The sequence below is a fragment of the Streptomyces sp. NPDC004561 genome (assembly GCF_053602155.1).
The window spans coordinates 1-24,023 of the sequence record NZ_JBSGDB010000083.1 but is presented as its reverse complement, the minus strand read 5'-3'; the positions used below and the strand labels follow the sequence as shown (position 1 = coordinate 24,023).

The window sequence follows — 24,023 nt, the reverse complement described above, 5'->3', positions numbered from 1 at the left end:
GTACAGCGCGTGCTTCCAGAGCAGCGCGGAGGCCACGGGCACGACGAGGAACGGTGTGATCAGCATGGTGCGGACGATGCCGCGGCCGCGGAACTGGCCGCCAGCTCGTTCCAGGCGAGCACCTCCAGCGTGGCCGACGTCACGAAGGCCGCGGCCTGCGGCAGCCGGTGCACGAGGTCGAGGATGCTCTGCCGCACCTCGCGCGAGGGTCCGGGCGGGGGGCTCGGCGGGGCGCCGGCCAGGCGGTGGAGGTGGTCGCGTTCGGCGTCCGACAGCCTGAGCGCCCTGGCCAGCCCACCGAGCACCTCGCGGGACGGGCGCGGGCCGCGGGCCTGCTCCAGGCGGGTGTAGTACTCCGTGGAGATGAACGCCAGCGTCGCCACCTCCTCGCGACGCAGCCCCGGCGTGCGGCGGCGCGGCCCTGCGGGCAGTCCCACGTCGGCGGGGCTGATCCGCTCGCGCCTGCTGCGCAGGAAAGCCGCCAGTTCTCCTCTGTCCATTCCCCCAGTGTGCGCGGGTGCCGAGCGGCCGATCCAGGTACTTCCGGTGCCTGGATCGGCCGGGTGCTCAGGCGGAGGCTCGCCGCCATGGACAACACACAGACCACTGCCACCCCCGCTTCCCCGGCGCTCGGCATGCTGGCCGGGAAGGTCGCCTTCGTCAGCGGTGCCGGGCGCGGTATCGGCGCGGGCGCGGCGCGCCTGTTCGCCCGGGAGGGAGCCCGGGTGCTGCTCGCGGCCCGCACGGAGGCCGAGCTGAAGGCGGTGACCGAGGAGATCCGGGCGGCGGGCGGCACCGCGCACCACGTCGTGTGCGATCTGGCCGACGCGGCGAGCGTGCGCGCCGCCGTGGACCGTACCGTCGAGCTGTACGGCCGGCTCGACATCGCCTTCAACAACGGTGCGACGATCCAGCCGCCCGGCCCCATGGACCAGTTGCCGGAGGCGGACTTCGACCGGCTCTGCACGGTGAACCTCAAGGGTGTCTGGCTGGCCATGGTCGCCGAGGTCGCCGCCATCCGGGCCACCGCCGGGGCGGGCGCCATCGTCAACAACTCCTCCGTCGGCAGCCTCCGGGGCAACCCCGAACTGCCCGTGTACGGCGCGGTGAAGCGGGCGGTCAACAGCCTCACCGAGTCGGCCGCCGTGACGTACGGCCCGGAGGGCATCCGGGTCAACGCGATCGCTCCGGGCTTCACACTGACGGAGATGACCCGCACCTGGGAGGCGGCGTCGCCCGGTCTGCGGCAGCGGATCACGGCCTCCAGCCCGCTGCGGCGCGCGGCCGATCCGGAGGAGATCGCGCAGGCCGCCGCATGGCTCCTGAGCGACCGGTCCTCCTTCGTGACCGGCACGGTGCTGCGGGTCGACGGCGGCGCACGGGCCTGAGCCTGCGGCCCGTGGGCGCGCCGTACGGCACTGAGCCGCTCCCCCGGTTCGGCGGCGGCCGGCGGCGGCCGCCGAGGGGCGGGCCGGGATCCGGTCAGCCGAGGCCGAGCACGCTCATGGTGCGCTCCGCCATGCGCCGCTCGCCGAGCGCGTTGGGGTGGACCGGGACGATGTTCTGCCCGAACAGGAGCGGCTCGATCCACCGGGTGCCGACGGCCTGGCAGGCGTCGTGGCCCGCGGAAGCCTGCGAGAAGTCCACGTACGTGGCCCCGGTCTCCTCGGCGGCGCGCTGGACGACGGCGTCGAGGTGGGCCTGCAACGCGTGCAGGTACGGCACGTCGCCGGAGGCGATCGGCATTCTGGCGAAGCAGGACGGGTCGGCCGTGGCGGGCGTGATCCAGGGGTAACCGAGCACCGCCACCCGGGCGTTGGGCGCCTTGGCCCGCACGGCCCGCAGCGCGGTCCTGAGCGCGGGGTAGGTCTTGGCGTCGATCGCGTCGTCGAAGGAGCTGCCGTAAGTGTCCTTGCAGGGGCTGCCCTTGCCTCCGCTGAGGATGCCCGCGGTACCGCAGAACGTGATGGCGTTGATGAAGGTGCCGTTGTCGTTGCCGCCGATCGTCAGCGTCACCAGGTCGGTGTTCGCGGTGACGGCGTCCGCCTGGGGTGCCACGCCCGGGTACTGGGCCTCGGTGAAGTCCTTGGTCTGGGCGGCGCCGCAGGTGACGTCCGTCAGCCGGGCTCCGGTGCGGGCGGCGATCACGTGGGGGTAGTCGGCGGTGGAGCGCAGACAGATGAGGTTGCCGACGTCCACGGGCAGGACGCCCGACGCGGCGCTGTAACTGTCGCCCAGGGCCGCGTAGTTCAGGGGCGCCGTGGCGTGGGCGGGTGCGGCGGTGAGGCCGAGGGCCAGCGTGCCGGCGAGGGCGGACGTCGCCGCGACGGCGCGGCGCAGGGCGTCGATGGACATGTGCACCCTCTTTCTCAGTCTTTCCAGGGCTTTGTCGGGCTTTCTCGGGACGGGGCACCCGGCAGGAAGGCATGGCGGTGCCCGGGCGTGTGCTGGTACGCGGGAACGCGGCGGCTCGGAGCAGGGGGAAGGGCCGGCCGCCGGGCGTGGTCGTGGGGGCACGCACCACGACGGCCGCGAGGTGCGGGGCGCGGGATTACCGCGGGGTTCTACCGATAGGTAATGTGCGGTCGCCGGAACGACGAGTCAACATTGTTGACCGAACTTCTTGAAACGCTCACTAAATCAGCGCCACCAACACCCCTGTCCCATAAGGGCGTTGTCGTCACTCTGCGGTCCGGTCACCCGCCTATGCTGGCCGCATGCCGCAGACCGGACCCGCCGCCACGACGCGCGAGGCCATCCGCACCGCCGCCACCCGGCTCTTCCGGGACCACGGCTTCGCGAGGACCACCGTCCGCCGGATCGCGGCGGACGCAGGGACCGACCCGGCGCTGGTGATCCGTCACTTCAAGAGCAAAGAGCTGCTGTTCCTGGAGACGATGCACCTGACCATCGACGACGAGCCGCTGCTCGACGTCCCGTTGGAGCGGCTCGGCGAACGGCTCGCCACGCTTCTCCTCGACCTCGACGGTGCCGCCCGCGGCATCTTCCTGGCGCTGGTGCACGGCAGCACGGAGCCGCGGATCCTGGGCCGCTTGCGGGAGACCCACGAGCGGGTGTTCGTCGATCCCCTGCGCAAGCGCCTGTCCGGCCCGGACGCCGACCTGCGCGCACGGCTGGCGGCGGCGCTGGCCGGAGGGCTGCTGTACGCGCTGTGGGTGGCGAGGGACGAGAGCCTGCTGGAGACGGACCGCGAAGCCCTCATCGCCCGTTACGGGGCGCTCTTCCAGGAAGTCCTGACTCCGCGCGCGTCCGGGTAGCCGACGGCGGGAGAACGCCGCCGCCCCGCCCCGCCTGCGTCACGAACTCGCCTTGGCCAGAGCCGCGAGCGTTTCGAAGTCCCAGGCGAGCGCGCCCGAGCGGAGGTCGGACGTGACCGCGTCGAGCCAGTTCAGCTCCGCGGTCAGCACGGCACGCCGGTACTCGTCCTCCAGCATCGTGACCCGCGGCAGTGCCAGCTGCCGGGCCCCCTCGGCCGCCGCCTCCAGCTCGGCCAGCTGGGCCCGTACCCGTGCGGCGCGGCTGGACAGGCCGGCCTCCGCCTCGTGCGGCAGCAGCATCATCGTGAAGGAGAGCGCCGCGGGGAACTCCGGGTACTCCGCGCGCGGCGCGGCCAGCATCTCGTGCAGCCACTCGCGCGTCACCGCGCGGCCCGCCTCGGTCACCTCGTACACCGTGCGCTCCGGGTACTGCTGATCCCGGCTGGTCTCGCGGACCGCGATGAGTCCCGCGTCCAGCAGCCGGTCGATGGTCCGGTACAGGCTCGCCCGCTGGCTGACGTTGACGACCTGGTCCTTCCCCCACTGCTTGATCAGCCGCTGGATGCCGTACGGGTGCAGCGGCTGCATGTGCAGGAGCGAGAGGACGGTGAGGCCGAGAGGGGAGCTGCGCATGCCCAAAGCCTAGCGGAGACGATCCTCAAGAGAACTAGTTGACCCAGGACTAGTTTCAGTGCAACTATCAATCCATGACGACAACGACTCCGCTCGTGTCCGCCGAGCGCATCCACGCGGACCACACCACCGTGAAGCACCTGGGCCACTGGACCGAGGCCACCGAGTACGAGGTGCGGGCGCGCCGCTCCACCGTCGTGCTGGACCTGCGCTCCCCACGGATCCGCTGGGACGAGCCGGTCACCGTCCACCTCGAACTCGCCTCCGGCGCGGTCACCCTGCTGCTGCCCGACGACGTCGCCGTGGACGGCTGGGACCTCGCCTTCCGCCGCCGCGGCCGGGTGAAGGACGCACAGCCCGGCGCCGGTTCGGCCCGGCTGAACCTGGTCGGTTCGGTCGACGACGGCGAGATCCGGATCCGCCGCGGCGGCAGCGCCCAGCTGACCGCCATGTGCTCTCGCGCCTACCTGGACGACCTGCGCCGCGCCCACCGCGACGGCGGCCTCCCCGTCGTCGACGACCCCGCCCGGAAGAGGAACAGCTGACATGACCCGCACCCGCACCGCGATCGTGGTGGGCGGCGGCATCGCCGGCCCGGTGGCAGCCCTCGCGCTGCGCCGGGCCGGGATCGAGGCCACCGTGCACGAGTCCCACACCAAAACCGCCGACGGCATCGGCGGAGCGCTGGGCGTCGCCCCCAACGGCAGGGCCGCCCTCGACCTGGTCGGACTCGACCGGGTCGGCGCGCCGATGAACGCCATCGTGCTGCAGAACCACAACGGCCGGACCATCACCGAGATCCGCCAGCCCATGCAGTTCACCTGGCGCGCCGACCTGTACCGGCGGCTCTACGACCTGGCCCGGCAGCAGGGCGTGCGGATCCACCACGGCCACGAACTGGTCGACGTCCGGGAGAGCGGCACCGGCGTCCGCGCCGTCTTCGCCGACGGCACCACCAGCGAGGAGGCCGACGTCCTGATCGGCGCCGACGGCCTGCGCTCCCGCGTGCGCCGGCTGATCGACCCCGACGCACCCCAGCCCCGCTACTCCGGGCTGCTCGGCTTCGGCGCCCGCGTCGAGGGCGCCGGGCTGCCGCCCACCGGCGACCGGATGTACATGGCGTTCGGCCGTCGGGCCTTCTTCGGATACCAGTCCTTCGACGACGGCACCGGCGTCTGGTTCGCCAACCTCCCCCACCCGTACCTGACATGGCAGCAAGTGAGTAAGACCACGAACGACGAGTGGCTGCGCCGGCTGGGCGGCGCCTTCGCGGACGACGCCGTCCCGGCCCTGGAGCTGCTGCGGCGCACCCGGCCCGAGGACCTGGTCAGCGCCGGACCCATGGAAGACCTGCCGCACGTGCCGCACTGGCACCGGGGCCGGATGGTGCTGGTCGGCGACTCCGCCCACGCCACCTCCCCCAGTTCGGGCCAGGGTGTCTCACTCGCCGCGGAGAGCGCCGTGGAACTCGCCCGCGCGCTCAGGGACCTGCCCCACGCCCAGGCGTTCCCCGCCTACGAACGCGCCCGCCGCACGCGCGTCGAACGGGTCATCGCCCAGGCCGCCCGCACCAACAGCGGAAAGGCGGCCGGCCCGGTGGGCCGGATCCTGCGAGACGCCCTCCTCCCTCTGTTCGCCCGCCTCGCCACACCCGAGAAGATGGCCTGGCAGTACGACCACCGCATCCCCTGGGACGCCCCCGTCACCGCCTGAGGCCGGGCCGACGGCCGCCGGGACGGCGTAGCCCGCCACCGGCCGGCCCGGCGGGCGACCCCGCCGCCACATCAGTGACCTGCGGGAACGGGGATAGGGTTCGGTATACGGCGGGACTTCATCGGCCGCGCCCACCAGGGCGCCGTCCGCACCCGCCGCGCCGGTGATCCTCCCCGCCGAAAGGACGACCATGAACCAGTCCTCCCCCGCGCCCACCGTGGAGCGCGTCGACGCACGGCATCGCTACGAGATCCGGGTCGGCGGCGAACGCGCCGGCCTCACCGCCTACCGTGACCGGGGCGAGCAGCGGGTCTTCTTCCACACCGAGGTCGACGACGCCTACGCCGGGCAGGGCCTGGCCGGGCAGCTGGTCGAGCACGCGCTCACGGACGTACGCGCCCTCGGCAAACGGATCGTTCCGGTGTGCCCGTACGTCGCGAAGTTCCTGAAGAAGCACGAGGAGTTCGCCGACATCACCGACCCGGTGACGCCCGAGGTCCTCGCCTGGCTCGACACGCAGCTGGGCTGAGCCCGGCCGGGCCCGGACACCGGCAGGTACAGGCCCGGCGTCAACCGCCGCTCCCCGGCCGGGGGTTGCCGGTGACCTCCGGCGGTGGCAAGATCCATCCAGCTCGACAGCATTTCCTCACACCCGTCGTTTCTCATCTCACGAGGGACTGAAGTCCATGGTTCCGGCGTCCCGCAGCGGCCGCCGCGGACACTGAGCCCTCTGCCCACCGGCAGCGCGCTCAGGTGCCCTCGCCTCTTCTCACGGCGGCCCGACGACACGGTGTCCAGCACACCGCCCATCTCGCTCACCGAGGTCGTTTCCCGTATGCCCGGCCACGCCAGGTCCTCAAGGGCCCGTGGCCGCCTTCACCGTGAGGTCTTTCCACCGTGCGCACCGATGTCCAGAGTTTTGCCGTCGCCCACCTGATGCGCCGCCCGGCGGCACGTGAAGTCGGCGGTTTCATCGTGGGGTTCGATCCCTCGACGACCAGCCCGTACGTCAACTACGCCACGCCCCTGCCCGGCGCCGCACCCACCGACCGGGACGTCACCGAGCTGGTCGCCGCGTTCCGCGAGCGCGGGCTCAGGCCCCGGCTGGAGTTCGCTCCGGACGCCGCCCCCGACGTCGAACCCGCGCTCCGCCGCGCCGGTTTCGGCACGGAGGCGGTGCACGAGTACCTGGTCTGCACACCCGCCACGCTCGGCGCCCCGGACTCCACGCCGGTGCCGGGGGCCCCGGTCCGTGTGGAGGCGCCGCGCACGGACGCGGAGTTCACCGCGATCGACGTCGCCCTGTCCGAGGCGTTCGGCCATGAGTGGCCGCCCTCCCCGGAGGGCGCGGCCCGGTTGCGGCGCACCGAGGAGGGCGGCGGGGCGGTCCGCTTCGTCCGCGCGCCGGGCGGCGGATGCGCCGGGGGCGCCCTCTGTTCGGCGCCCGCCGAGGGCACCGCGGAACTGGCGGGCGTGGGCACCCTTCCCGCGTACCGGGGGCGCGGGATCGCGGCCGCGGTCACCACCGCGCCGGCCGGGACCATGTTCGCCCGCGGCGCCCGGTCCGTCTGGCTGGAGTACTCGGGCGAGGGCTCCCGCCGTGTGTACGAACGCGTCGGCTTCCGGCCCGGCGGCACGCGCCTCTATCTGACGCTCGAAGGGTGACCCGGCCGGCTCAGCCCCCCGCCGGCAGCGGGTGGTCCTTGACGAAGCGGCGGATCTCCTCGGTGAGGAAGGCCGGGTTGTCCAGCTGCACCAGGGTGCGGGCGCCGGGGATCTCCACGTAGCGGGAGTCGGGCAGGAGTTCGGCGAGGCGGCGGCCGGTGGCCGGCGGCATCATGCGGTCGTCGGCGCCCCAGGCGACCAGTGCCGGTCGGGTGAACGACGGGAGGTTCGCGGCCGCCCTCAGGTAGGTGTCCCTGCGCGTGGTGCGCAGGAACTTGGCGAGGTCGCGCCGGATGTGACGGCTGGTCAGCAGGGGGGCGTACCAGCGGGCGATCAGCTCGTTCGGCAGTCGCCGCCTCGTCATTCCGCCGAGCGAGGTCTCCATCCGGGCCAGGAAGGGCAGGCGGAAGGACTGGACGAGGAGGAAGAGTCCACCGGGGACCCTGCTCGCCGCGCACAGGATGCGGCCCTGGACGCCCGGCGGGTAGTTGTCCAGGGCCTCGCAGGAGGTCAGGACGAGCCGGGCGATGCGCTCGTCCCGTACGCCGACGAGGAGTTGGGCCGTCCCGGTGTCGTTCTGGACGAGGGTGACGTCACGCAGGTCGAGCCGGTCCATGAACTCGGCCAGGAGCCGGGCGACGCCGTGCGCGGACAGGTCCGCGTCCGGTCCCATCGGCCGCCGGTGGCTGCCGCTCGGGAGCACCGGGGCCAGGACGCGGAAGTCCGGGCGCAGTGCCGTGATGACCTCGGCCCAGACCGACTCGTCGAAGCCCAGGCCGTGGACCAGGACCGACGACGGGGCCGTCGCCTCCGGTGTCCTCGTAGTCGATGGTTCCCGCGCTCAGCTCGATCTCCGGCATGCCCGTGCCTCCGACCCGGTCGGTTGCCTCGCCTGTCACTTGATAGAGCGTTCTAGTGACAGAATAGGGGCCGCCCGCGCGACGGCAACAGCGGCTTCCCGGAGGTTCACCCGTGAGCGACGGCAGGACGACCAGCACCCACGAGACCCGGCAGCGCATCGTGAGCGCCGGCATCGAGCTGTTCCGGCGCACGGGCTACACCGGTACCGGGATGAAGCAGATCGCCGAGGCCGCCGGGGCCCCCTTCGGGTCGATCTACCACTTCTTCCCCGGTGGCAAGGCGCAGTTGGGCGAGGAGGTGATCCGCACCTCGGGCGCCGTCTACCTGGGGCTCATCACCACGCTCATGACGCCGTACGAGGATCGCGTGGCGGCCACGGAGGACGCCTTCACCGCCGCGGCCGGCACCCTCGCCGAGCTGGACTTCGCCGACCCCTGCCCCATCGCCACGGTCGCGATGGAGGTCGCCGGCACCAACGAGGCGCTGCGACAGGCCACGTCCGAGGTGTTCGAGAGCTGGATCGACGAGCTGGCCGCGTACTACGCGCAGGGCGGCGTCCCCGAGTCCGCCGCCCGGGAGACGGCCGGGTCCGTCGTCGCCCTGCTGGAGGGCGCCTTCATGCTCGGCCGGGCCGCGCGCAGCACGGCACCGGTCCTGGCGGCGGGCAGGGCCGCCGCGGCGGTCGTACGGGCGGCGCTGCGCGGGGAGTGAGGGGCTCGCGATCGGTCAGGACCGGGTCGCCCGGTAGAGGTCGCGGAGCAGGGCGATCTCGGCTCCGTGGTGCAGCAGTTCCTGGTTGACCCACCAGACGATGTCCAGGAACGGCTCCTCCGCGTCGCCGCCGTGCGGGTAGGTGCAGTACCCGACCGTGTCCAGTGCGGTGTCGTCCACGCTCAGCAGGGCCGTACGCCAGGCCGCCGCGCCTGCCTCGAACGCGGCGACCGCCCCGGCCGCGTCCCCCTGGACCGGATGGGTCTCCCGGGTCGCCGAGCGGCTGCCGGCGGTGTGGTCCGCGCGGAGGGTCAGCATCTCGGTGAGATGGCTCGGCCGCCAGGCGAGGGTGGTGACCGGTGGCGGCCAGGGATGCGGGTAGGCGGCGGCGTCGCGGCCCCAGGAACCGGCACCGGCCAGGAGGGTCGCCCGGGGGCCCGGCCCGTCCGAGCGCCGCCTGACCGACCAGCATCCGGTCACGGGCTCCCAGAGGTACTCGTCGTCGGTCATCGCCGCCACCTCGGTCCGCGCGCCGTCGCCACTGTCCATGACGGGCCCGCTCAACCGCCCCACCAGGCGCTCGCGCGCGAAGTCGAACTGGTCCAGCAGCGGAAGCAGACGGGGCGGCACGCTCGTCATCGAAACCTCCTGAACGGCCGGGCCCCGACCGGGGCCGCGCTTCTGCCGACCGGCCACCCTGCCGCAACCCCGCTCCCACCCGCGCCCCGGTTTCCCCGCGGCCGTTCCAGCCCCATGGGCTCCGCGTCGCGCGTCCCCTCGCTGGAGGACTCCTTCGCCGACTAGGGGCGCGTGGCGTAGCGGTCCGTCGCGGCGACCAGGGTGTCCGCCATGCCTGGGGCCGTGGCGTTGTGGCCGGTGTTGTCCACGACGAGCAACTCGGCGGCCGGCCAGGCGTGCTGGAGGCGCCAGACGGTGCCGAGGAGGTTGCCGAGGTCGAGGCCGCCCTGGACGAGGGTGCCGGGGATGTCCTTGAGCAGGTGCGCGTCGCGCAGGATCACGCCCTGGTCGTTGCCCTCGCCGAGGAAGTGGTCGTTGCCCCAGTAGTGGGTGACCGTACGGGCGAAGCCCCTGCGGAAGACGGGGTCCTCGTAGCGGGGGACGGAGCGTGGCGGTGCGGGGATCACGGCCGTCTCCCAGTCGGTCCAGGCGCGTGCCGCCCGCTCGCGCACCTCGGGATCGGGTGATTCGAGCAGCCGGTTGAAGGCCGCGGCGAGGTTGCCGTCGCGGTCGTCGGCCGGCAGCACGGACAGGAACCGTTCGAAGGCCTCCGGGAAGATCCGGCCGACTCCCCTGGTCAGCAGCTCGACCTCGGCGTCGGAGCCCGTGGCGACTCCCGACAGCACCAGTTCGGAGACCACTCCCGGGCAGGTCTGCGCATGGCGCAGCCCGAGCACCGACCCCCAGGACACGCCCCACACCAGCCACCGCTCGATCCCCAGGTGCCGGCGCAGCAGTTCCAGGTCGGCCAGCAGGTGGGCGGTGGTGTTGACGCTCATGTCGGTGTCGTAGTGGCTCGCGTGCGGTGTGGAGCGGCCGCTGCCGCGCTGATCGAGGAGGACGATCCGGTAGGCGGCCGGGTCGAACAGGCGCCGCATGTACGGGCCGCACCCGGAACCCGGTCCCCCGTGCAGCACGACGGCGGGTCTGCCGTCGGGATTGCCGCAGGTCTCCCAGTAGACGTGGTTGCCGTCGCCCACGTCGAGCATGCCGTACTCGTACGGTTCGATCTCCGGGTAAAGAGGCATCCGGACACCGTAGCGACTCCCCCCGCACGCCGGCCTGCCGTTCCTCCGTGCTCCCCGGCGCCGGCCGGTGTCCGCTCACAGCTGCCGGCGCACCCCGGCCTCCCGTTCCGCCCGTTCGAGCTGGTGGCCGAGGTCGCCCTGCAGGGACGTACGGGCCCTGCCCCGCCGGCCCAGCGGAAGGACGGTCCGCTGGGCGGAGTCCTCCAGCAGCAGGGCGAGTCCGCCGTACAGGGCGAACAGGGCCAGGGCCACCCCGATCCAGCCGGCCGCGGTTTCCAGGACCGCCCCGCCCCCGGACTCGTACACGCCGGTCAGGACGAAGCGGCACGCGCCGATCAGCAGCAGCACCCCGAACAGCGGTTTGCCCTGCAGGGCGGCGACGCACAGGACCAGCATCAGCGGGGCGACGCTCAGCAGGAACACCGCCATGGCGGGGCTGCGCTGTCCCGGCGCCCCGGTCAGGGTGACCAGCGCGGTGCCCGCCCAGGCGCTGCCGAGGACGGACAGCCCGCAGGCGGCGCCGCCGTCACGGGCCAGAAAAGCGAACGTTCCGGCGAGCAGTTCCAGTGGCACCACGAACACCAGCACCAGCAGCATCAGCGGCCTCGTCTGGAGCAGGGGCACCCAGTGCAACTGCTCGGCGGACAGCAGGACGCTGCCGGTGCCGAAGGCGAAGAAGCCCAGCGGCAGGCTGCTGGCCAGCGGTCTGAGCATGATCCTCGTCAGGGCCTCCGGCCGGGGCGGCCCGCTCGTCGCGTCGTACGTTCCCGCTGCTGGTGGCGGCATCCGGATCACCCCGTCCCTTCGGGCCTCGAGCCGTACGTGTAGGTCCCGGGGTACCCCGCCGGCGCCGGTGCGTGCCGTCCCGCTCTCGCGCGGCGGGTTTCGGTAGTGTCCCGGGAGCGCCGCGGAATTGTCCGTGATCGGTAACAGAGGGAGCCCGTGATCCTTCCAGTCCGTCCTGGCAGATGCACGAGGACCTGGACACGGCGAGAAACGGGGCGGACATGGCGCGGCATGGCGGGCGGGGATGGTACGGCACGGTGATCGGGGCGGCGGTCGGGGTCACGGCGGTGGCCGCCGCGGCCTCGGTGTGGTCCGCGCAGGCCGGGCAGTCGGGAGGCGCCCCGGCCGCGCCGGGTGCCGCGGCCCGTCCCGTCGTGCCGCGGACGGTGACGGTGTCCGACAGCATCGTCCATGCCTCCGACCGGGGCACGCACGCCGTCAACATCACCATCGACGACGGGCCCGACCCGACCTGGACGCCGCAGGTGCTCCAGGTGCTGCGCGACAACGGGGTGAAGGCGACGTTCTGCATGGTCGGCACCCAGGCCGAGGCGCACCCCGACATGGTCAGGCAGGTGGTGGCGGCGGGACACCGGCTGTGCGACCACACCGTCTCGCACGACACCACGATGGACCGCAAGTCCGAGGCCTACCAGTCGCAGCAGATCCTGGGCGCCGAACAGCAGATAACCAAGGCTTCCGGGGGCGTGCGGCCGATTTACTACCGGGCGCCGGGCGGCGCGTTCACCCCGTACAGCCGGCATCTCGCGGCCTCTCACGGGATGCGGCCGCTGGGCTGGAACGTCGACTCCAAGGACTTCGAGCGGCCGGGCACCGGCGCCATCATCGCCACCGTCAAGGGGGAACTGTCCAACGGCCCCACCATCCTCTTCCACGACGCGGGCGGCGACCGCGCCCAGACCGTGGCGGCGCTGCGCGAACTGCTGCCCTGGCTGAAGCAGCAGGGCTACGCGTTCGGTTTCCCGGTGCGCTGAACGGGCCGGGCCGCCGCGGGCTATGTCGCCGGCCGGTGAACCCCGAGGGAATTCTTGGTCACCGAACGGCCTGGACGACTGTTCGGTTCCGCCGGGGTGTCTACCATGAGGCCGTCCCGCCGGCGATCGCATCGCCGCCCGGACAGCTGCGTACGTCGTCCCGGAAAGGCTCAGCATGCCGTTGCCCCGCCTCGGCACGCGGCCGGTTCGTCTCCGGACGGCCCCAGCCGTGTTCCTCGTCCTCGCCGTCGCCCTCGCGGGCACCGTGCTGGCCCTCTCCCTCGGCGGACTGCGGCACGGCCGGACCTCCGCCGACGGCACCCGGCACATCGTCGTCGAGGTGTCGGAGAGCCACTGCGGCCGGGGCTGGACCCGGCCCGAGCCCGGAGTGCAGACCTTCGACCTGCACAACTCCTCCGACGGCGCCGCCGAGGTGTACCTGGAGGATCCGGCCAGCCAGGCGGTGTACGGCGAGGTGGAGGGCATCAGCCCCGGCACCACACGGCAGTTGACGGTCCGGGTGGGCAAGGGCACGTACGCCTTCAAGTGCGTGCCCGACGACGCCGACGCCGTCACCGGGCCCAGCGTCCGGGTGACGAGCGGACAGCGCGGTCCGGGCGCCGCGCCCGTCTCCGAGCACGACCTCATCCCGCCCGCGCTCGCCTACCAGAAGTGGGTGGGCGACGGGCTGTCCGACGTCGTCCGGCTGACGGCGAGCCTCCGGGACGCGGTCGACCGCGGTGATCTCGGCGCCGCCCGGTCGGCCTGGCTGCCGGCACACCTCGCGTACGAGCGGCTGGGGGCCGCGTACGACGCGTTCGGGGACGCGGACAAGGCGATCAACGGCACCGACGCCGGACTGCCCGGCGGGGTGCACGACAAGGGCTTCGCCGGGTTCCACCGGATCGAGTACGGGCTGTGGCACGGCGAGTCGGCCGACGGCCTGCGCGCCCCGGCGGCAGCCCTGGTCAAGGCCGTGACCGGGCTGCGGGACAACTGGTCGCAGACCCGGATGGACCCCGCCCAGCTGGGTCTGCGCGCGCACGAGATCCTGGAGAACACCGTGCAGTTCGAGCTGACCGGCCGTACCGACTACGGCAGCGGCAGCAACCTCGCCACCACCCGCGCCAACCTCGACGGCACCCGCGAGGTCCTGTCCCGGCTGCACCCCCTGCTCACCACCCGGTACGCCGATCTGGCGGGCCTGGACAGCGAGTTGGACCGTGCTCAGCACACCCTGGACGGTTTCCGGCACGGCGCCGGCTGGACCCCGCTCGACCATCTGACCCGCGCCCAGCGGGAGCACACCGACGCGGTCCTCGGCGACCTGGTGGAGCGGCTGGCGTCGGTAGCGACCCTGTGCGACCCCCGGAGGACCGTGTGAGCACCGCCGAACGACCCGAACGATCCGAGGGCCTGGGCAGGCGCCGCTTCCTGCGCGGCGCCGCCCTCGCGGGCGCCGGTCTCGCCACCGGCGCCGCCGCCCCCGAGGCCCCGGCGGCCACGCCCACGACCGCGTCCGTCGCTCCGTTCCACGGGGAGCACCAGGCCTCGGCGACAGCCGCTCCGCGCCGGACCTGTGTGTTCGCCTCGCTCGACGTCACCTCCGAGAACCGCGCCGAACTCACCGACCTGCTGCGCACCCTCACCGAGCGGGCCCGCCTCCTCACCTCCGGCGGCACGCCGTCCCCGGTGGGCATCACCGGCCCGCCCGCCGACTCGGGCATACTCGGCGGCCGGCTGCCGTCCGGGCAGTTGGCCGTCACGGTCGGCGCCGGCGCCTCGCTGTTCGACGACCGGTTCGGCCTCGCCGCGCTGAAGCCGCGGCGGCTGACCGCCATGCCCGCCTTCCCCGACGACGACCTCCAGCCGGACTGGTGCCACGGCGACCTCAGCCTCCAACTGCACGCCGACGACACGGACACCGCGCTGCACGCGCTGCGCGACATCGCCCGGCACACCCGGGGCGGGACGCAGGTCCGCTGGCGGCTGGACGGCTTCAGCAGCCCGCCCCGGCCCTCCGGCACCCCGCGCAACCTCCTCGGGTTCAAGGACGGCACCGCCAACCCGGACACCACCAGCGCCCGCGAGATGCGGCAACTGGTGTGGGTGGGCAAGGACATGGGCGAGCCGGACTGGGCGGTCGGCGGCAGCTACCAGGTCGTGCGGCTGATCCGCATGCTCGTGGAGTTCTGGGACCGGGTCTCGCTCAGCGAGCAGGAGCGGATGTTCGGGCGGGCGAAGGAGTCCGGGGCGCCGCTGGACGGCGACCACGAGCACGACACGCCGAAGTACGCCGACGACCCCAAGGGCGACGTCATTCCGCTGGACGCCCATATGCGGCTCGCCAACCCGCGCACCCCCGGCACCGCGGACCAGCGTCTGCTGCGCCGCGCCTACAACTACGACCGAGGCATGGACGCCAACGGCAACCTCGACATGGGCCTGCTGTTCACCTGCTACCAGCAGGACGTGGTGCGGCAGTTCGAGACCGTGCAGCACCGGCTGGCGGGCGAGCCGCTGACCGACTACATCAGCCCGTTCGGCGGCGGTTACTTCTTCGCGCTGCCCGGGGTGCGGGACGCCTCGGACTGGTACGGGCGCGCCCTGTTCGACTGAACCTGTCCGGACAAGTCTGCGGCCAGTTGGGTCAATACATCGTCAAGTTTTGCCCCAGGTTCCCTGACTCGGTGTTCACCCGCACGCCATGATGGCTCCGCCGTCGCGCCCCGCAGGGGGCGCAGCATCCGTGATCGTACGACGCACAGACGTTCTGTCCGGAGGGGTAAACCACCATGGCAAGCAGAGGAAGACGAGCCGCGATGCGGAGCCTGGGCGCACTGGCGGGGGCCGCCGCGCTCACCGTGCTCGGCAGCAACGCGCCGGGCTGGGCGGCCGCGTCCACCGGGGCGCAGGGCGGGCACTCCTCGACCGCAACGCCGATCAAGCATGTCGTCGTGCTCTTCGACGAGAACATCTCCTTCGACCACTACTTCGGCACGTACCCGAAGGCCGCCAACACCGACGGCACGAAGTTCACCGCCTCGAAGAACACCCCGAAGGACATCGACACCCTCGCGCACGCCGGGCTGCTGAAGCACAACCCGAACCAGTACGCGCCGAAGCGGCTGTCCCCGTCCCAGGCGATGACCTGCGACCAGAACCACTCCTACGGCGCCGAGCAGTACGCCTACAACGGCGGCAAGGCCGACCAGTTCGTGCAGAACACCGAGGTCGACAAGTGCAGCGGCGGCCTGTTCGGCGAGCCCGGCCTGTCGATGGACTACTACGACGGCAACACCGTCACCGCACTGTGGAACTACGCGCAGCACTACTCGCTGAGCGACCGTTCCTTCAGCTCGGTCTACGGGCCGTCCACGCCCGGCGCGCTGAACCTGATCTCGGGTCAGACGCACGGCGTGACGTCCATGGACCCGACCTCCGGCACGGACAACCCGAAGCAGACGTCGACGCCCGACGCGTACACGGTGAAGTCCCCCGACGCCAAGGGCGTGGGCACGGTCATCAACGACCCCGACCCGGCCTTCGACGACTGCTCCGGCAAGGACCACACGAGCAGCAACGCGCTGGCGGCCATGCAGGGCAAGAACATCGGTGACCTGCTCAACACCAGGAAGGTGACCTGGGGCTGGTTCCAGGGCGGCTTCCGCCCCTCGACCGCGTGGACCGGCAACGCCGGCTCGTACGCCAAGTGCGACACGACTCACACCAACGTGGGCGGCGCGGCCGTGGCGGACTACAGCCCGCACCACAACCCGTTCTCGTACTACAAGTCGACGGCCAACCCGCACCACCTGCCGCCGAAGAGCGTCTCCGAGATCGGCCACAACGGGCAGGCCAACCACAACTACGACCTGACCGACTTCTCCGCCTCGCTCAAGGCGGGCAGGCTCCCGGCGGTCAGCTTCGTCAAGGCCGGTGAGTTCCAGGACGGCCACGCCGCCTACTCCGACCCGGTCGACGAACAGCACTTCCTGGTCCAGCAGATCAACGCGATCCAGAGCTCGCCGCAGTGGAAGTCCACCGCGATCGTGGTCGCCTACGACGACTCCGACGGCTGGTACGACCACACCTACGTCGCCCCGCGCAACGGCTCGACGGACACCTCGCTCGGCTCCAACGGCAAGGCCACCGACAGCCCGGCCTGCCAGAAGGGCCCGAAGGCCGCCGGTGGTTACGCGGACCGCTGCGGCCCCGGCACCCGCCAGCCGCTGCTCGTGATCTCGCCCTTCAGCAAGGTCAACAAGGTCGACCACACCCTGACGAACCAGGCGTCCATCACCCGGTTCATCGAGGACAACTGGCGCGCCGGCCGCATCGGCGACCACTCCTTCGACGCCACGGCCGGCTCCATGGCGGGCATGTTCGACTTCCGGCACCCGAACGACAAGCAGGTGCTGCTGAACTCGGACGGCTCGGTGAAGTCCGTGGGCCCGATCAAGCAGGTCGCCGCGGTGGCCACGAGCATCACCCCGGGCCCGGCCATGCAGAACGCGGCCGCCACGTCCGACGCCTCCGGCTTCCCGGCGCTGCCGGTGAGCCTCGGCGTGGGCGCGCTGCTCGCCGCGGGTGCCACCGGCACCTACCTGACGCTGCGCCGCAAGCAGCAGGCCTGATCGCCTGACACCCTGACGAGGTGGTGCGCCCCCCGGATTCTTCCGGGGGGCGCACGTGTGTGCGGAACGGCCGGAGCCCCGTTTTCGCGCGGGGAGAGTCGCCCGTCGCGGACCGGCCGGGAAATCGAGTGGTCGGTGTCCGGGCCACGGTGCTGGGATGGCGCGATGCGACACGAGGTTTCGATGGTGGTGGACCGGGGCCGGTACGAGGACGCGGTGACGCCGTGGGAGCAGGAGTCCTGGCGGGCGTCGGCCCTCGGCTGGGTCGAGGACCGGCTCGCCGCACAGGGCCTGCGCGCGGCCGGCGACCTTCACGTGCGGCTGCGGCCCTGGTCCGTGCTGGTGCGGGTGCCCGTCGAGGGGCGGGAGGCGGTCTGGTTCAAGGCCAGTCCGCCGGCCGGCGCCTTCGAGGGCCCGCTGACCGCCGCGCTGGCCCGCTGGGTGCCCGGGCATGTGCTCGAGCCGCTGGCCGTGGACGCCGAGCGGGGTTGGTCGCTGCTCCCGGACGGCGGCGACCTGTTCCGGCAGGTGCTCGCGCGGGAGACGGTCGGTCCGGGGGCCTGGGCGGACCTGCTGCGCCAGTACGCGGGCGTGCAGCGCGCCCTGGTCCCGCACGCCCGCGAGATGGAGCGGCTGGGGGTCCCCTCGGCCCGGACCCTCGACCTGCCCGTGGTCTTCGACAAGCTCCTCGCCGGGAACACGGCGCTCACCCCGGACGCACGCGCCCGGCTCGGCGCCCTGCGGCCCCGCCTGGTGGACTGGTGCGCCGAACTCGCGGCCGCGGGCATCGAGGACAGCCTCGACCACGCGGACCTGCACGACGGCCAGCTGTTCCGGCCGGCGCCGGGCCGGTTCACGTTCTTCGACTGGGGTGACGCCGCCGTCTCGCACCCGTTCTGCAGCCTGCGTGTCACCGCCGAGCGGGCCCGCGAGCGCTACGGGCCGCAGGTGCTGCCCCGGCTGCGCGACGCCTACCTGGAACCCTGGACCGGCACCGGCCGCACACCGGCCGGCCTGCGGCGCGCGGCGAGTCTCGCCTGGCGGCTCAGCTCCCTGGGCCGCGCCGCCTCGTGGGGCCGCGTGTTCCCCTCCGCGTCCGGTGCGGAGCCCGGAGCCGAGCAGGGTGCCGAGTGGCTGCTCGAACTCCTCAACGAGCCGGCCTTCTAGGCGTTTTGACCGGGCGCTCGGCACGCTGGCCCCGGCCGCGTGCGCGGCGGACACTGGGCGGTATGACCCGTACCCGCGCGTCCGCCGCTCCCCCGCCCGGCCGCCGCGCCGTGCTGGCGGCCCTGGCCGGTGCGGCGCTCGGCGGGGCGGGCTGCTCCGGGCGCCCGGCCCCCGCCGCGCACCCGTCACACGAGCCCCACCCGTCCCCGAGCCGCGCCATGCCCTCCGCCTCCCCCTCCGCCGCGCTGCCGCGCACCACGCCGTGGCAGCCGACGTCCGCCGAGGTCGAACCGGCGGCGAAGCTGCGCGCCGTGCGAGCGGTGGAGGCGATCGGCGCCTGGCCCGAGGGCCATGGCGGACCGGCCGCCGCCCGGACCCGGGTCGCGGCCCTCGGGCTGCCGACGGCGCTCGTCGACCAGGCGGGACCGCTGCTGCCGACGGCCGACCAGGCCGCGCTTCAGGTCCTGGACGCGCAGTACGGCGGGATCCTGTCCCGGTCCGCGAGTGTGCTGGTGGTGTGCCGGCAGTGGACCCGGCGGGGCGGCACGGTCGACGCGGGCGGGACGACCGTCGACGTCCGGCTCTCCCGTGGGGCGCGCGGCTGGACGGTCGACGCCCTGCATCCCGCGCATCCGGGTCCGGCCGCCCGGTCGCTGCCGGCGGACGTCCGGGCCGCGCTGTCCGACCACCGGATCACGCTGCCGCCCGCCGCCGTCGCCGATCTGCGCAGCGGGCTGGTGCACGCCGGAGTGGCCGGCGCGATGCTCGCCCTGGCCCGGAGCTACCGGCTGGAGGTCAGCGTCGTCCGCTCCGGGCATCCGCTGTACGTGTTCGGCACCGGCAGGCCGAGCGACCATCCGCGCGGGCGGGCCTTCGACGTGTGGCGGATCGACGGCCACCCGGTCGTCGATCCGGCGACCCCGCGCGGCCTGATCGAGCGGTTCATGCGGGACGCGGCCGCCGACGGGTCGTACAACGTCGGCGGGCCCGTACTGCTGTCGGGCGGCGGCCCCGGCCAGTTCTTCAGCGACGCCACCCACCACGACCACGTGCACATCGGCTTCCGCACCTGACCCGGTCACCCGTTCGGGCGTACGGTGGCGAGCCGGTCGCGGGTGCCCGGGCCGCCCTGCCGCTCCTGTCCGCGCGCCCTCCGTCCGGGAGCGCGGCGGGGTTGCGCCGGGGCCCGGAGCGTCGGGACGCTGGAGCGGACGTATCCGGGAGGTGACGTGGCTCCGGCACACAGCACTGCACCGAACGACGGCCCCGGCCTCGGCCGCCGGCGCTTCCTCTGCGCCTGCGCCGGTGTCGGCCTCGGCACCGCCGCCGGGTGCACGGCCGCGCCGTCGGCCCCGCGGTCCACGGGCGCCCACGGGGGGCGGCTCAGGCCGGAGGCGGAACGGGACGCGCCGGGCACCGACGCCTGGCGGCTCGGCCCGAACGGCCCGCCGGACGCGGTGGCGGGCTACGCGGACCGGGTGAGCGTGACACCGGGTGAGAGTTTCGGCCTGCATGTCTCGACCACCGCTGCGTCCTTCCGGGTCTCCGCGTTCCGGGTCGGCTGGTACGGCGGACGGCAGGCCCGCCGGATCTGGGCGTCGGGCCGCATACCCGGCCGCGCCCAGCCCGCCCCGCACACGCTGCCCGCCACCCGCACCGTGCGCGCCGACTGGCCGGTCACCCTGCACGTGGACACCTCCGGCTGGCCCGAGGGCGCCTATCTGCTGCGGCTGGAGGCGGACACCGGCCGCCAGCGGTACGTCCCGCTCGTGGTCCGCTCCGCCGACGGCGCGGGCCGTACGATCCTGCTGCACGCCCCGGCCACCTGGCAGGCGTACAACCGCTGGGGCGGCAGCAGCCTCTACGCCGGCGTGTCCGGCGCGTACGCCACCCGTTCCCTCGCCGTCAGCTTCGACCGGCCCTACGACGACGACGGCGCCGAGAAGTTCCTGGTCTACGAGCGGGCGCTGGTGGTGCTCGCCGAGCGCCTGGGCATCCCGCTCGCCTACAGCACCGGCGTCGACGTCCACCGGGATCCCTCGGTGCTGCGGGGCGCGCACGCCGTCGTCTGCCTGGGCCACGACGAGTACTGGACGCCCGAGCAGCGGGCGCACGTCACCGCCGCGCGGGACGCTGGGACGAACGTCGCGTTCCTCGGCGCGAACACCTGCTTCCGCCGGGTCCGGCTGGAGTCCGGGGAGCGGGCGGACGACCGTACCGTGGTGTGCTACAAGACCTCCTACCGCGCGGACCCCTGCTACGCGTCCCACCCCGCGCTGGTCACCACCGACTACCGGCAGCCGCCCGGCGCCGACCCCGAGTCGTCCCTGACCGGTGTGCTCTACGAGGGCTATCCCGTCGACGCGCCCTATGTCGTCCGGGAGCCCGGCCACTGGCTGTACGACGGTACCGGCGTCCGCTCCGGGGACGCCTTCGCCCACCTGGTGGGCGTCGAGTACGACCGGGTCACCCACGGCGCCCCGACCCCCGGCCCGCTGGAGATCACCGCGCACTCCCCGCTGGTGTGCGGCGGCCGCCCCAGTCACAGCGACTCGGCGTACTACACCGCCGCCGGCGGAGCGGGCGTCTTCGCGACCGGCACCATGCGCTGGGTGGAGGCGCTCGTGGCCGGGACGGGCGAACTCGGCCGCGACCACGGCATGGACGCCCGCACCCGCGCCTTCGTCACCCGCACCACCGAGAACCTCCTGCGCACGTTCGCGCGGGGCCCGGCGGCCCGGCACGCCCCGCCGCCGCGCTCCAACGTGGCCGAGGTGTACTGGACCTGACCCGGGGAAACGGTGTGCCGCCGGTGGCGTTGAGGATCTCGGCGGAGACGTGGAGGGCCTCCCTGTGCCCGGGGACTGGAAGGCCGGCCGGGTTCCCCCGTCCCGGCGGGCGAAAGCGTCCCCGTCAGTCCCCTTCCGACCGCAGCTGGTCCCGGCGGGCCATGTTGTACAGACGCCACAGGTGCTTGGCCACGGCACAGGGCGCGGAATCGGCACGGCACTGGCGGCATGCGTGGACGTGCTGCTCGTACTGGATACGGGCGGCTTCCAAGACATCGTTGGCAGAAGACATGTGCATCTCCGGGCAGGGCGCGTCCTCGGACGCGTCGAGTTGACTGACGGGTACACCCAGAGCGAAAGATGATCATGTTACTGCCGGTACTGGGAAGTGGGCGGGGAGCTCAGGATTCCGGTCCCGCGGAGCGGGGCGACCGCCGGGCCGACCATGCCCTGGAGGCGATGCCCTGCCCCCCTTTGCCCGCACCTCGTGATCGCAACTCCGAACTCCTGCTGTTCAGCCCTGGGGCGTCCATTCGTTCGCGAGGAGGCCAAGGATGGCTTCGTCTGCGTGTGCGCCGTGCACCCAGGCAGAACGTCGCAGTGTTCCCTCTCGTGTGAACCCGACCCTGGTTGCCGCCGCGAGCATCGGGGTGTTGTCCGCGAGGGTCTCGATCTGCAGGCGTTGCAGTCCGCGTACGGCGAATCCGTACTCGCACAGAGTGTGCACGACATCGACGCTGAGCCCGCGGCCACGGAATGCGGGTCGCAGGGCGATCCCGATGTGAGCCGTCCGGTTGTGTGTGTCGATGCCCCAGAGCAGGGCCTCGCCGACCAACTCCTGCGACTCCAGCTCGACAACGGAGAAGCATGCTGCCTCGTCCGATGGTCCGGCCACAGCGAAGGGCGAGTTTCCCGAACCTGGTGGGATCGGCCGCCACGGGCGAGAGTCGGCGCGTGACCGTGTGGGCACATCGTCGTACAACTCGGTGTGGAGAACTGGAACGTCGCTCTCGTGACGGGCACGCAGCCCGATCTTTTTGCCATGTATCACAGGGCATTGCTATACGAGGGAGACTGGCCGATCAACCAAGTTCCCCCACCCGCTCCACACAGGTAGCAGTCAGCAGAGCCCGAGGAGTCCGAGTCGCCTGACAACGCCGAAGCCCTGGTTGCGGCCGCGCCCCTTGACACAGGCATCACGCCGGTCCACTGTCACTGGCAATCGACGGGGGACATGATGAGCTCAGATGCGGACGCGCCGAAGCGGACTTCGGCCCTGTCCTCGGAGGGGCCGCTCCGGACATCCAACTGGCCCGACGGCGGGGGAAGACGAGCTCTCCACTGGGGCGCCTGGGCGGGAATCGCGGGCCCCATCTTGTTGATCGTCTATTTCGCCGTCCCAGCGCTGGCGAGCTGGCCCTACGCGGGCGCCTCACCCCATCGGCTGATCACCTACGCGAACAGCCACACCTTGCTGTTCTACGCGGGCGGGTGGCTCCAAGCGACCGGCGCGACGCTCAGCATCCTGTTCTTCCTGACCCTCCTGAACCGCAGTGGCACCGTGCGGCAGATGGCCGGGCTCGTCACCCTCGTGGCCTGCGCGATACTGCTCGCGGTGGTCCTCGTCGAAGCGGCCTTCCTGGAAGCGGTACCCGCCGCCGCTCATGCGAAGGACACGGCCACCGTCGCCACTGCCTTCGCCCTGAGCAACGGAGTCTTCGCGCGCATCTTCCCGCTGGCGCCCGCCCCGTTGCTCTTCATCGGCATCGGATACGCCCTGCGCCCCTCCGTGCTGCACAAGCGGTATGCCGACTCCGCCAAAATCGTTGCGGCACTCTTCGTCTTCGCGGGCATCGCGGCCGTCTTCGGCACCCCCGGGCTCATCTTCGCCATCGTCATGTCGGTCGTGCAGGCCATTTGGATTCTCACCGCCGCCATCGCCCTCAGCGTCGCCTCACGGCGCACCCTGCAGACATAGACATCAACGATCGCGGACAGCGACGCACTCAAGCACGCACCCACAGCCGCCCGCTGGGGGTCAGCCGCGTGCTGTTCGCAGGAGGACGGACCGCGCGTGGGCCGCCGCCTTCGCCCCCGCCGCCAGGGCTGCTGACTTGGTCGGGCACTCTCCGTAGATGAGGATGACGCTGCCCATGCGGATGTAGATCGTGTAAGCCCGCTCCCCGGCGTTCGGCGTAGAGGATGGAGCGGCACTTCCGCCGTTCCACGTCGTCGTCTCCTGGACGAACGACTCGTCCCCCATCTGCGCCTTGGTCCGAGCGAAACGCAGGGTCTGCGCGGGAACCTGCTTGAATCCCACCGCAGACACCGTGGTCTGCGGACAGGCCGCCACCACGGCCCACTTCAGAGCGAAGTAGTGAACTGCATGCTGACGAGACATAGGCACAAGTTGCTCGAACGCAACGAGCTTATCGCCTGAGTCATCCGACTCGGTGAGCTGCTCAACGCGCGGAGCTTTCGTTCGGTACAGCTCAGCCACGACGCTTTTGGCGCGGGTGGGACAGTCCGCCCCCAGCTCACCCTTCTGCGGACCTGCCCCCGACCCGACGAGTTCTCCTGGGTCTCCGCCCTTGGACCCGAGCAGTGCCGGCAGCAACTCCCGCGCTTTAAAGACCTTCGAGGCAGCGGCGCTGCCGTCCAGGCCCGGAATGAGAGCCGTCGACGCGGAAGAACGCGTCAGACCCCCTGAACTTGCTCTGTTATGGCCACAAGCAGCCGTAAGCAGAACCAGTGCCGCGGCACTGATCACCGCTACCGAACGTCGCACGTTCCCTCCCCTGCCGTATGGGCATCCGCTGCACGGCGCTGCGGGCCGCCCACCGACCAACGCCTACTCGCTCGGGCGGACCACCGAGCAACGCAATCGCTCAGCGTTTGCGAGCAGGCTACGACCTCACCGCCGGCTCCCCTCGTCATCCTCCAGCAGCCCGAGCCGAGAGCTGGACCCCCACGACGCCGCTCGGCGGGCTCGCCGCCGGGGGCGCCACCGTGACCGTCGTCT

The 24,023-nt window shown here is 72.5% G+C and carries 23 protein-coding genes and 3 pseudogenes; 15 read left to right on the top strand and 11 right to left on the bottom strand.

Annotation, left to right across the window (positions count from 1 at the left end; genetic code table 11):
• A pseudogene (locus tag ACWEN3_RS14100) lies at positions 1–96 on the bottom strand (sugar ABC transporter permease); the annotation flags it as partial.
• Positions 93–500 (bottom strand): annotated as a pseudogene (locus ACWEN3_RS14095) (helix-turn-helix domain-containing protein); the annotation flags it as partial. The pseudogenes ACWEN3_RS14100 and ACWEN3_RS14095, both read right to left, overlap by 4 nt.
• Positions 501–587: 87 nt before the next feature.
• Here ACWEN3_RS14095 and ACWEN3_RS14090 point away from each other — a divergent pair.
• Positions 588–1,388 carry an SDR family NAD(P)-dependent oxidoreductase gene (locus ACWEN3_RS14090; protein WP_452969828.1) on the top strand — a complete coding sequence of 267 codons (801 nt, stop codon included), beginning with the start codon at positions 588–590 and terminating at the stop codon, positions 1,386–1,388.
• Positions 1,389–1,482: 94 nt separating this feature from the next.
• Here ACWEN3_RS14090 and ACWEN3_RS14085 read toward each other — a convergent pair whose 3' ends face one another.
• Entirely contained in the window at positions 1,483–2,355 is an 873-nt protein-coding gene (locus ACWEN3_RS14085) for an SGNH/GDSL hydrolase family protein (protein WP_452969826.1), read from the bottom strand.
• A gap of 362 nt (positions 2,356–2,717) precedes the next feature.
• Between ACWEN3_RS14085 and ACWEN3_RS14080 the strand changes: the two genes are divergently transcribed.
• Positions 2,718–3,278 carry a TetR/AcrR family transcriptional regulator gene (locus ACWEN3_RS14080; RefSeq protein WP_452969824.1) on the top strand — a complete coding sequence of 187 codons (561 nt, stop codon included), beginning with the start codon at positions 2,718–2,720 and terminating at the stop codon, positions 3,276–3,278.
• Positions 3,279–3,317: 39 nt separating this feature from the next.
• Here the strand turns inward: ACWEN3_RS14080 and ACWEN3_RS14075 are convergent, their stop codons facing one another.
• On the bottom strand, positions 3,318–3,911 hold the full coding sequence (locus ACWEN3_RS14075; protein ID WP_452969822.1) for a PadR family transcriptional regulator: 594 nt from the start codon (positions 3,909–3,911) through the stop codon (positions 3,318–3,320).
• Between the two features lie 74 nt (positions 3,912–3,985).
• Here ACWEN3_RS14075 and ACWEN3_RS14070 point away from each other — a divergent pair, with 74 nt between their 5' ends.
• From ACWEN3_RS14070 to ACWEN3_RS14055, 4 genes are all read left to right on the top strand, one after another.
• Positions 3,986–4,456 carry a hypothetical protein gene (locus tag ACWEN3_RS14070; RefSeq protein WP_452969819.1) on the top strand — a complete coding sequence of 157 codons (471 nt, stop codon included), beginning with the start codon at positions 3,986–3,988 and terminating at the stop codon, positions 4,454–4,456.
• Position 4,457: 1 nt separating this feature from the next.
• The gene (locus ACWEN3_RS14065; RefSeq protein ID WP_452969817.1) at positions 4,458–5,624 is read left to right on the top strand and encodes an FAD-dependent oxidoreductase; all 1,167 of its coding nucleotides are present in this window, start codon (positions 4,458–4,460) and stop codon (positions 5,622–5,624) included.
• A 190-nt stretch (positions 5,625–5,814) separates the two neighbouring features.
• The gene (locus tag ACWEN3_RS14060) at positions 5,815–6,153 is read left to right on the top strand and encodes a GNAT family N-acetyltransferase (RefSeq protein ID WP_452969814.1); all 339 of its coding nucleotides are present in this window, start codon (positions 5,815–5,817) and stop codon (positions 6,151–6,153) included.
• A gap of 368 nt (positions 6,154–6,521) precedes the next feature.
• Positions 6,522–7,289 (top strand): GNAT family N-acetyltransferase, encoded by a 768-nt coding sequence (locus tag ACWEN3_RS14055; protein ID WP_452969811.1) that lies wholly within the window; start codon positions 6,522–6,524, stop codon positions 7,287–7,289.
• 10 nt (positions 7,290–7,299) lie between these two features.
• On the opposite strand, the pseudogene ACWEN3_RS14050 reads toward ACWEN3_RS14055, so the two are convergent.
• Positions 7,300–8,149 (bottom strand): annotated as a pseudogene (locus ACWEN3_RS14050) (alpha/beta fold hydrolase).
• 112 nt (positions 8,150–8,261) lie between these two features.
• On the opposite strand from ACWEN3_RS14050, the gene ACWEN3_RS14045 reads away from it, so the two are divergent.
• Entirely contained in the window at positions 8,262–8,861 is a 600-nt protein-coding gene (locus ACWEN3_RS14045; protein WP_452969810.1) for a TetR/AcrR family transcriptional regulator, read from the top strand.
• A 15-nt stretch (positions 8,862–8,876) separates the two neighbouring features.
• Here ACWEN3_RS14045 and ACWEN3_RS14040 read toward each other — a convergent pair whose 3' ends face one another.
• From ACWEN3_RS14040 to ACWEN3_RS14030, 3 genes are all read right to left on the bottom strand, one after another.
• A complete protein-coding gene (locus ACWEN3_RS14040) occupies positions 8,877–9,500 on the bottom strand; it encodes a DinB family protein (protein WP_452969808.1) in 624 nt (207 codons plus the stop codon).
• 161 nt (positions 9,501–9,661) lie between these two features.
• Positions 9,662–10,627: a prolyl aminopeptidase gene (gene pip / locus ACWEN3_RS14035; protein WP_452969805.1), complete on the bottom strand. Its 966-nt coding sequence runs from the start codon at positions 10,625–10,627 to the stop codon at positions 9,662–9,664.
• A 75-nt stretch (positions 10,628–10,702) separates the two neighbouring features.
• Positions 10,703–11,413, bottom strand: coding sequence for a GPR1/FUN34/YaaH family transporter (locus tag ACWEN3_RS14030; RefSeq protein ID WP_452969803.1), 711 nt, complete (start codon positions 11,411–11,413; stop codon positions 10,703–10,705).
• Positions 11,414–11,634: 221 nt separating this feature from the next.
• On the opposite strand from ACWEN3_RS14030, the gene ACWEN3_RS14025 reads away from it, so the two are divergent.
• The 7 genes from ACWEN3_RS14025 to ACWEN3_RS13995 all read left to right on the top strand — a co-directional run bounded on the left by ACWEN3_RS14025 (position 11,635) and on the right by ACWEN3_RS13995 (position 21,001).
• A complete protein-coding gene (locus tag ACWEN3_RS14025) occupies positions 11,635–12,408 on the top strand; it encodes a polysaccharide deacetylase family protein (protein ID WP_452969801.1) in 774 nt (257 codons plus the stop codon).
• A 175-nt stretch (positions 12,409–12,583) separates the two neighbouring features.
• Positions 12,584–13,792 (top strand): EfeM/EfeO family lipoprotein, encoded by a 1,209-nt coding sequence (locus tag ACWEN3_RS14020; protein WP_452969799.1) that lies wholly within the window; start codon positions 12,584–12,586, stop codon positions 13,790–13,792.
• Positions 13,789–15,027, top strand: coding sequence for an iron uptake transporter deferrochelatase/peroxidase subunit (efeB, locus tag ACWEN3_RS14015; RefSeq protein ID WP_452969797.1), 1,239 nt, complete (start codon positions 13,789–13,791; stop codon positions 15,025–15,027). The genes ACWEN3_RS14020 and efeB overlap by 4 nt, the downstream gene beginning before the upstream one ends.
• Before the next feature lie 203 nt (positions 15,028–15,230).
• Positions 15,231–17,045, top strand: a complete 1,815-nt coding sequence (locus ACWEN3_RS14010) for a phospholipase C (RefSeq protein WP_452969794.1) — start codon at positions 15,231–15,233, stop codon at positions 17,043–17,045.
• Positions 17,046–17,210: 165 nt separating this feature from the next.
• Positions 17,211–18,212 (top strand): aminoglycoside phosphotransferase family protein, encoded by a 1,002-nt coding sequence (locus ACWEN3_RS14005; protein ID WP_452969792.1) that lies wholly within the window; start codon positions 17,211–17,213, stop codon positions 18,210–18,212.
• 62 nt (positions 18,213–18,274) lie between these two features.
• Complete coding sequence (locus ACWEN3_RS14000) at positions 18,275–19,285, top strand: hypothetical protein (protein ID WP_452969790.1); 1,011 nt, start codon at positions 18,275–18,277, stop codon at positions 19,283–19,285.
• Positions 19,286–19,441: 156 nt separating this feature from the next.
• Positions 19,442–21,001, top strand: a complete 1,560-nt coding sequence (locus tag ACWEN3_RS13995; protein WP_452969788.1) for a N,N-dimethylformamidase beta subunit family domain-containing protein — start codon at positions 19,442–19,444, stop codon at positions 20,999–21,001.
• Between the two features lie 124 nt (positions 21,002–21,125).
• On the opposite strand, the gene ACWEN3_RS13990 is transcribed toward ACWEN3_RS13995, so the two are convergent.
• Entirely contained in the window at positions 21,126–21,293 is a 168-nt protein-coding gene (locus ACWEN3_RS13990; RefSeq protein ID WP_452969785.1) for a hypothetical protein, read from the bottom strand.
• A gap of 222 nt (positions 21,294–21,515) precedes the next feature.
• Positions 21,516–22,052, bottom strand: a complete 537-nt coding sequence (locus ACWEN3_RS13985; protein ID WP_452969783.1) for a GNAT family N-acetyltransferase — start codon at positions 22,050–22,052, stop codon at positions 21,516–21,518.
• A gap of 324 nt (positions 22,053–22,376) precedes the next feature.
• On the opposite strand from ACWEN3_RS13985, the gene ACWEN3_RS13980 reads away from it, so the two are divergent.
• A complete protein-coding gene (locus ACWEN3_RS13980) occupies positions 22,377–22,979 on the top strand; it encodes a hypothetical protein (protein WP_452969782.1) in 603 nt (200 codons plus the stop codon).
• A gap of 60 nt (positions 22,980–23,039) precedes the next feature.
• On the opposite strand, the gene ACWEN3_RS13975 is transcribed toward ACWEN3_RS13980, so the two are convergent.
• Positions 23,040–23,501, bottom strand: coding sequence for a hypothetical protein (locus tag ACWEN3_RS13975; protein WP_452969780.1), 462 nt, complete (start codon positions 23,499–23,501; stop codon positions 23,040–23,042).
• Positions 23,502–24,023: the final 522 nt, after the last annotated feature.

Coding starts and splice junctions, on each gene's coding strand:
- ACWEN3_RS14085 (WP_452969826.1), bottom strand. CDS start 2,355: ATGTCCATCGACGCCCTGCGCCGCGCCGTCGCGGCGACGTCCGCCCTC.
- ACWEN3_RS14080 (WP_452969824.1), top strand. CDS start 2,718: ATGCCGCAGACCGGACCCGCCGCCACGACGCGCGAGGCCATCCGCACC.
- ACWEN3_RS14090 (WP_452969828.1), top strand. CDS start 588: ATGGACAACACACAGACCACTGCCACCCCCGCTTCCCCGGCGCTCGGC.
- ACWEN3_RS14065 (WP_452969817.1), top strand. CDS start 4,458: ATGACCCGCACCCGCACCGCGATCGTGGTGGGCGGCGGCATCGCCGGC.
- ACWEN3_RS14010 (WP_452969794.1), top strand. CDS start 15,231: ATGCGGAGCCTGGGCGCACTGGCGGGGGCCGCCGCGCTCACCGTGCTC.
- ACWEN3_RS13990 (WP_452969785.1), bottom strand. CDS start 21,293: ATGTCTTCTGCCAACGATGTCTTGGAAGCCGCCCGTATCCAGTACGAG.
- ACWEN3_RS14000 (WP_452969790.1), top strand. CDS start 18,275: ATGACCCGTACCCGCGCGTCCGCCGCTCCCCCGCCCGGCCGCCGCGCC.
- ACWEN3_RS14070 (WP_452969819.1), top strand. CDS start 3,986: ATGACGACAACGACTCCGCTCGTGTCCGCCGAGCGCATCCACGCGGAC.
- ACWEN3_RS14025 (WP_452969801.1), top strand. CDS start 11,635: ATGGCGCGGCATGGCGGGCGGGGATGGTACGGCACGGTGATCGGGGCG.
- ACWEN3_RS14060 (WP_452969814.1), top strand. CDS start 5,815: ATGAACCAGTCCTCCCCCGCGCCCACCGTGGAGCGCGTCGACGCACGG.
- ACWEN3_RS14030 (WP_452969803.1), bottom strand. CDS start 11,413: ATGCCGCCACCAGCAGCGGGAACGTACGACGCGACGAGCGGGCCGCCC.
- pip (WP_452969805.1), bottom strand. CDS start 10,627: ATGCCTCTTTACCCGGAGATCGAACCGTACGAGTACGGCATGCTCGAC.
- ACWEN3_RS14020 (WP_452969799.1), top strand. CDS start 12,584: ATGCCGTTGCCCCGCCTCGGCACGCGGCCGGTTCGTCTCCGGACGGCC.
- ACWEN3_RS14005 (WP_452969792.1), top strand. CDS start 17,211: ATGCGACACGAGGTTTCGATGGTGGTGGACCGGGGCCGGTACGAGGAC.
- ACWEN3_RS14040 (WP_452969808.1), bottom strand. CDS start 9,500: ATGACGAGCGTGCCGCCCCGTCTGCTTCCGCTGCTGGACCAGTTCGAC.
- ACWEN3_RS14075 (WP_452969822.1), bottom strand. CDS start 3,911: ATGCGCAGCTCCCCTCTCGGCCTCACCGTCCTCTCGCTCCTGCACATG.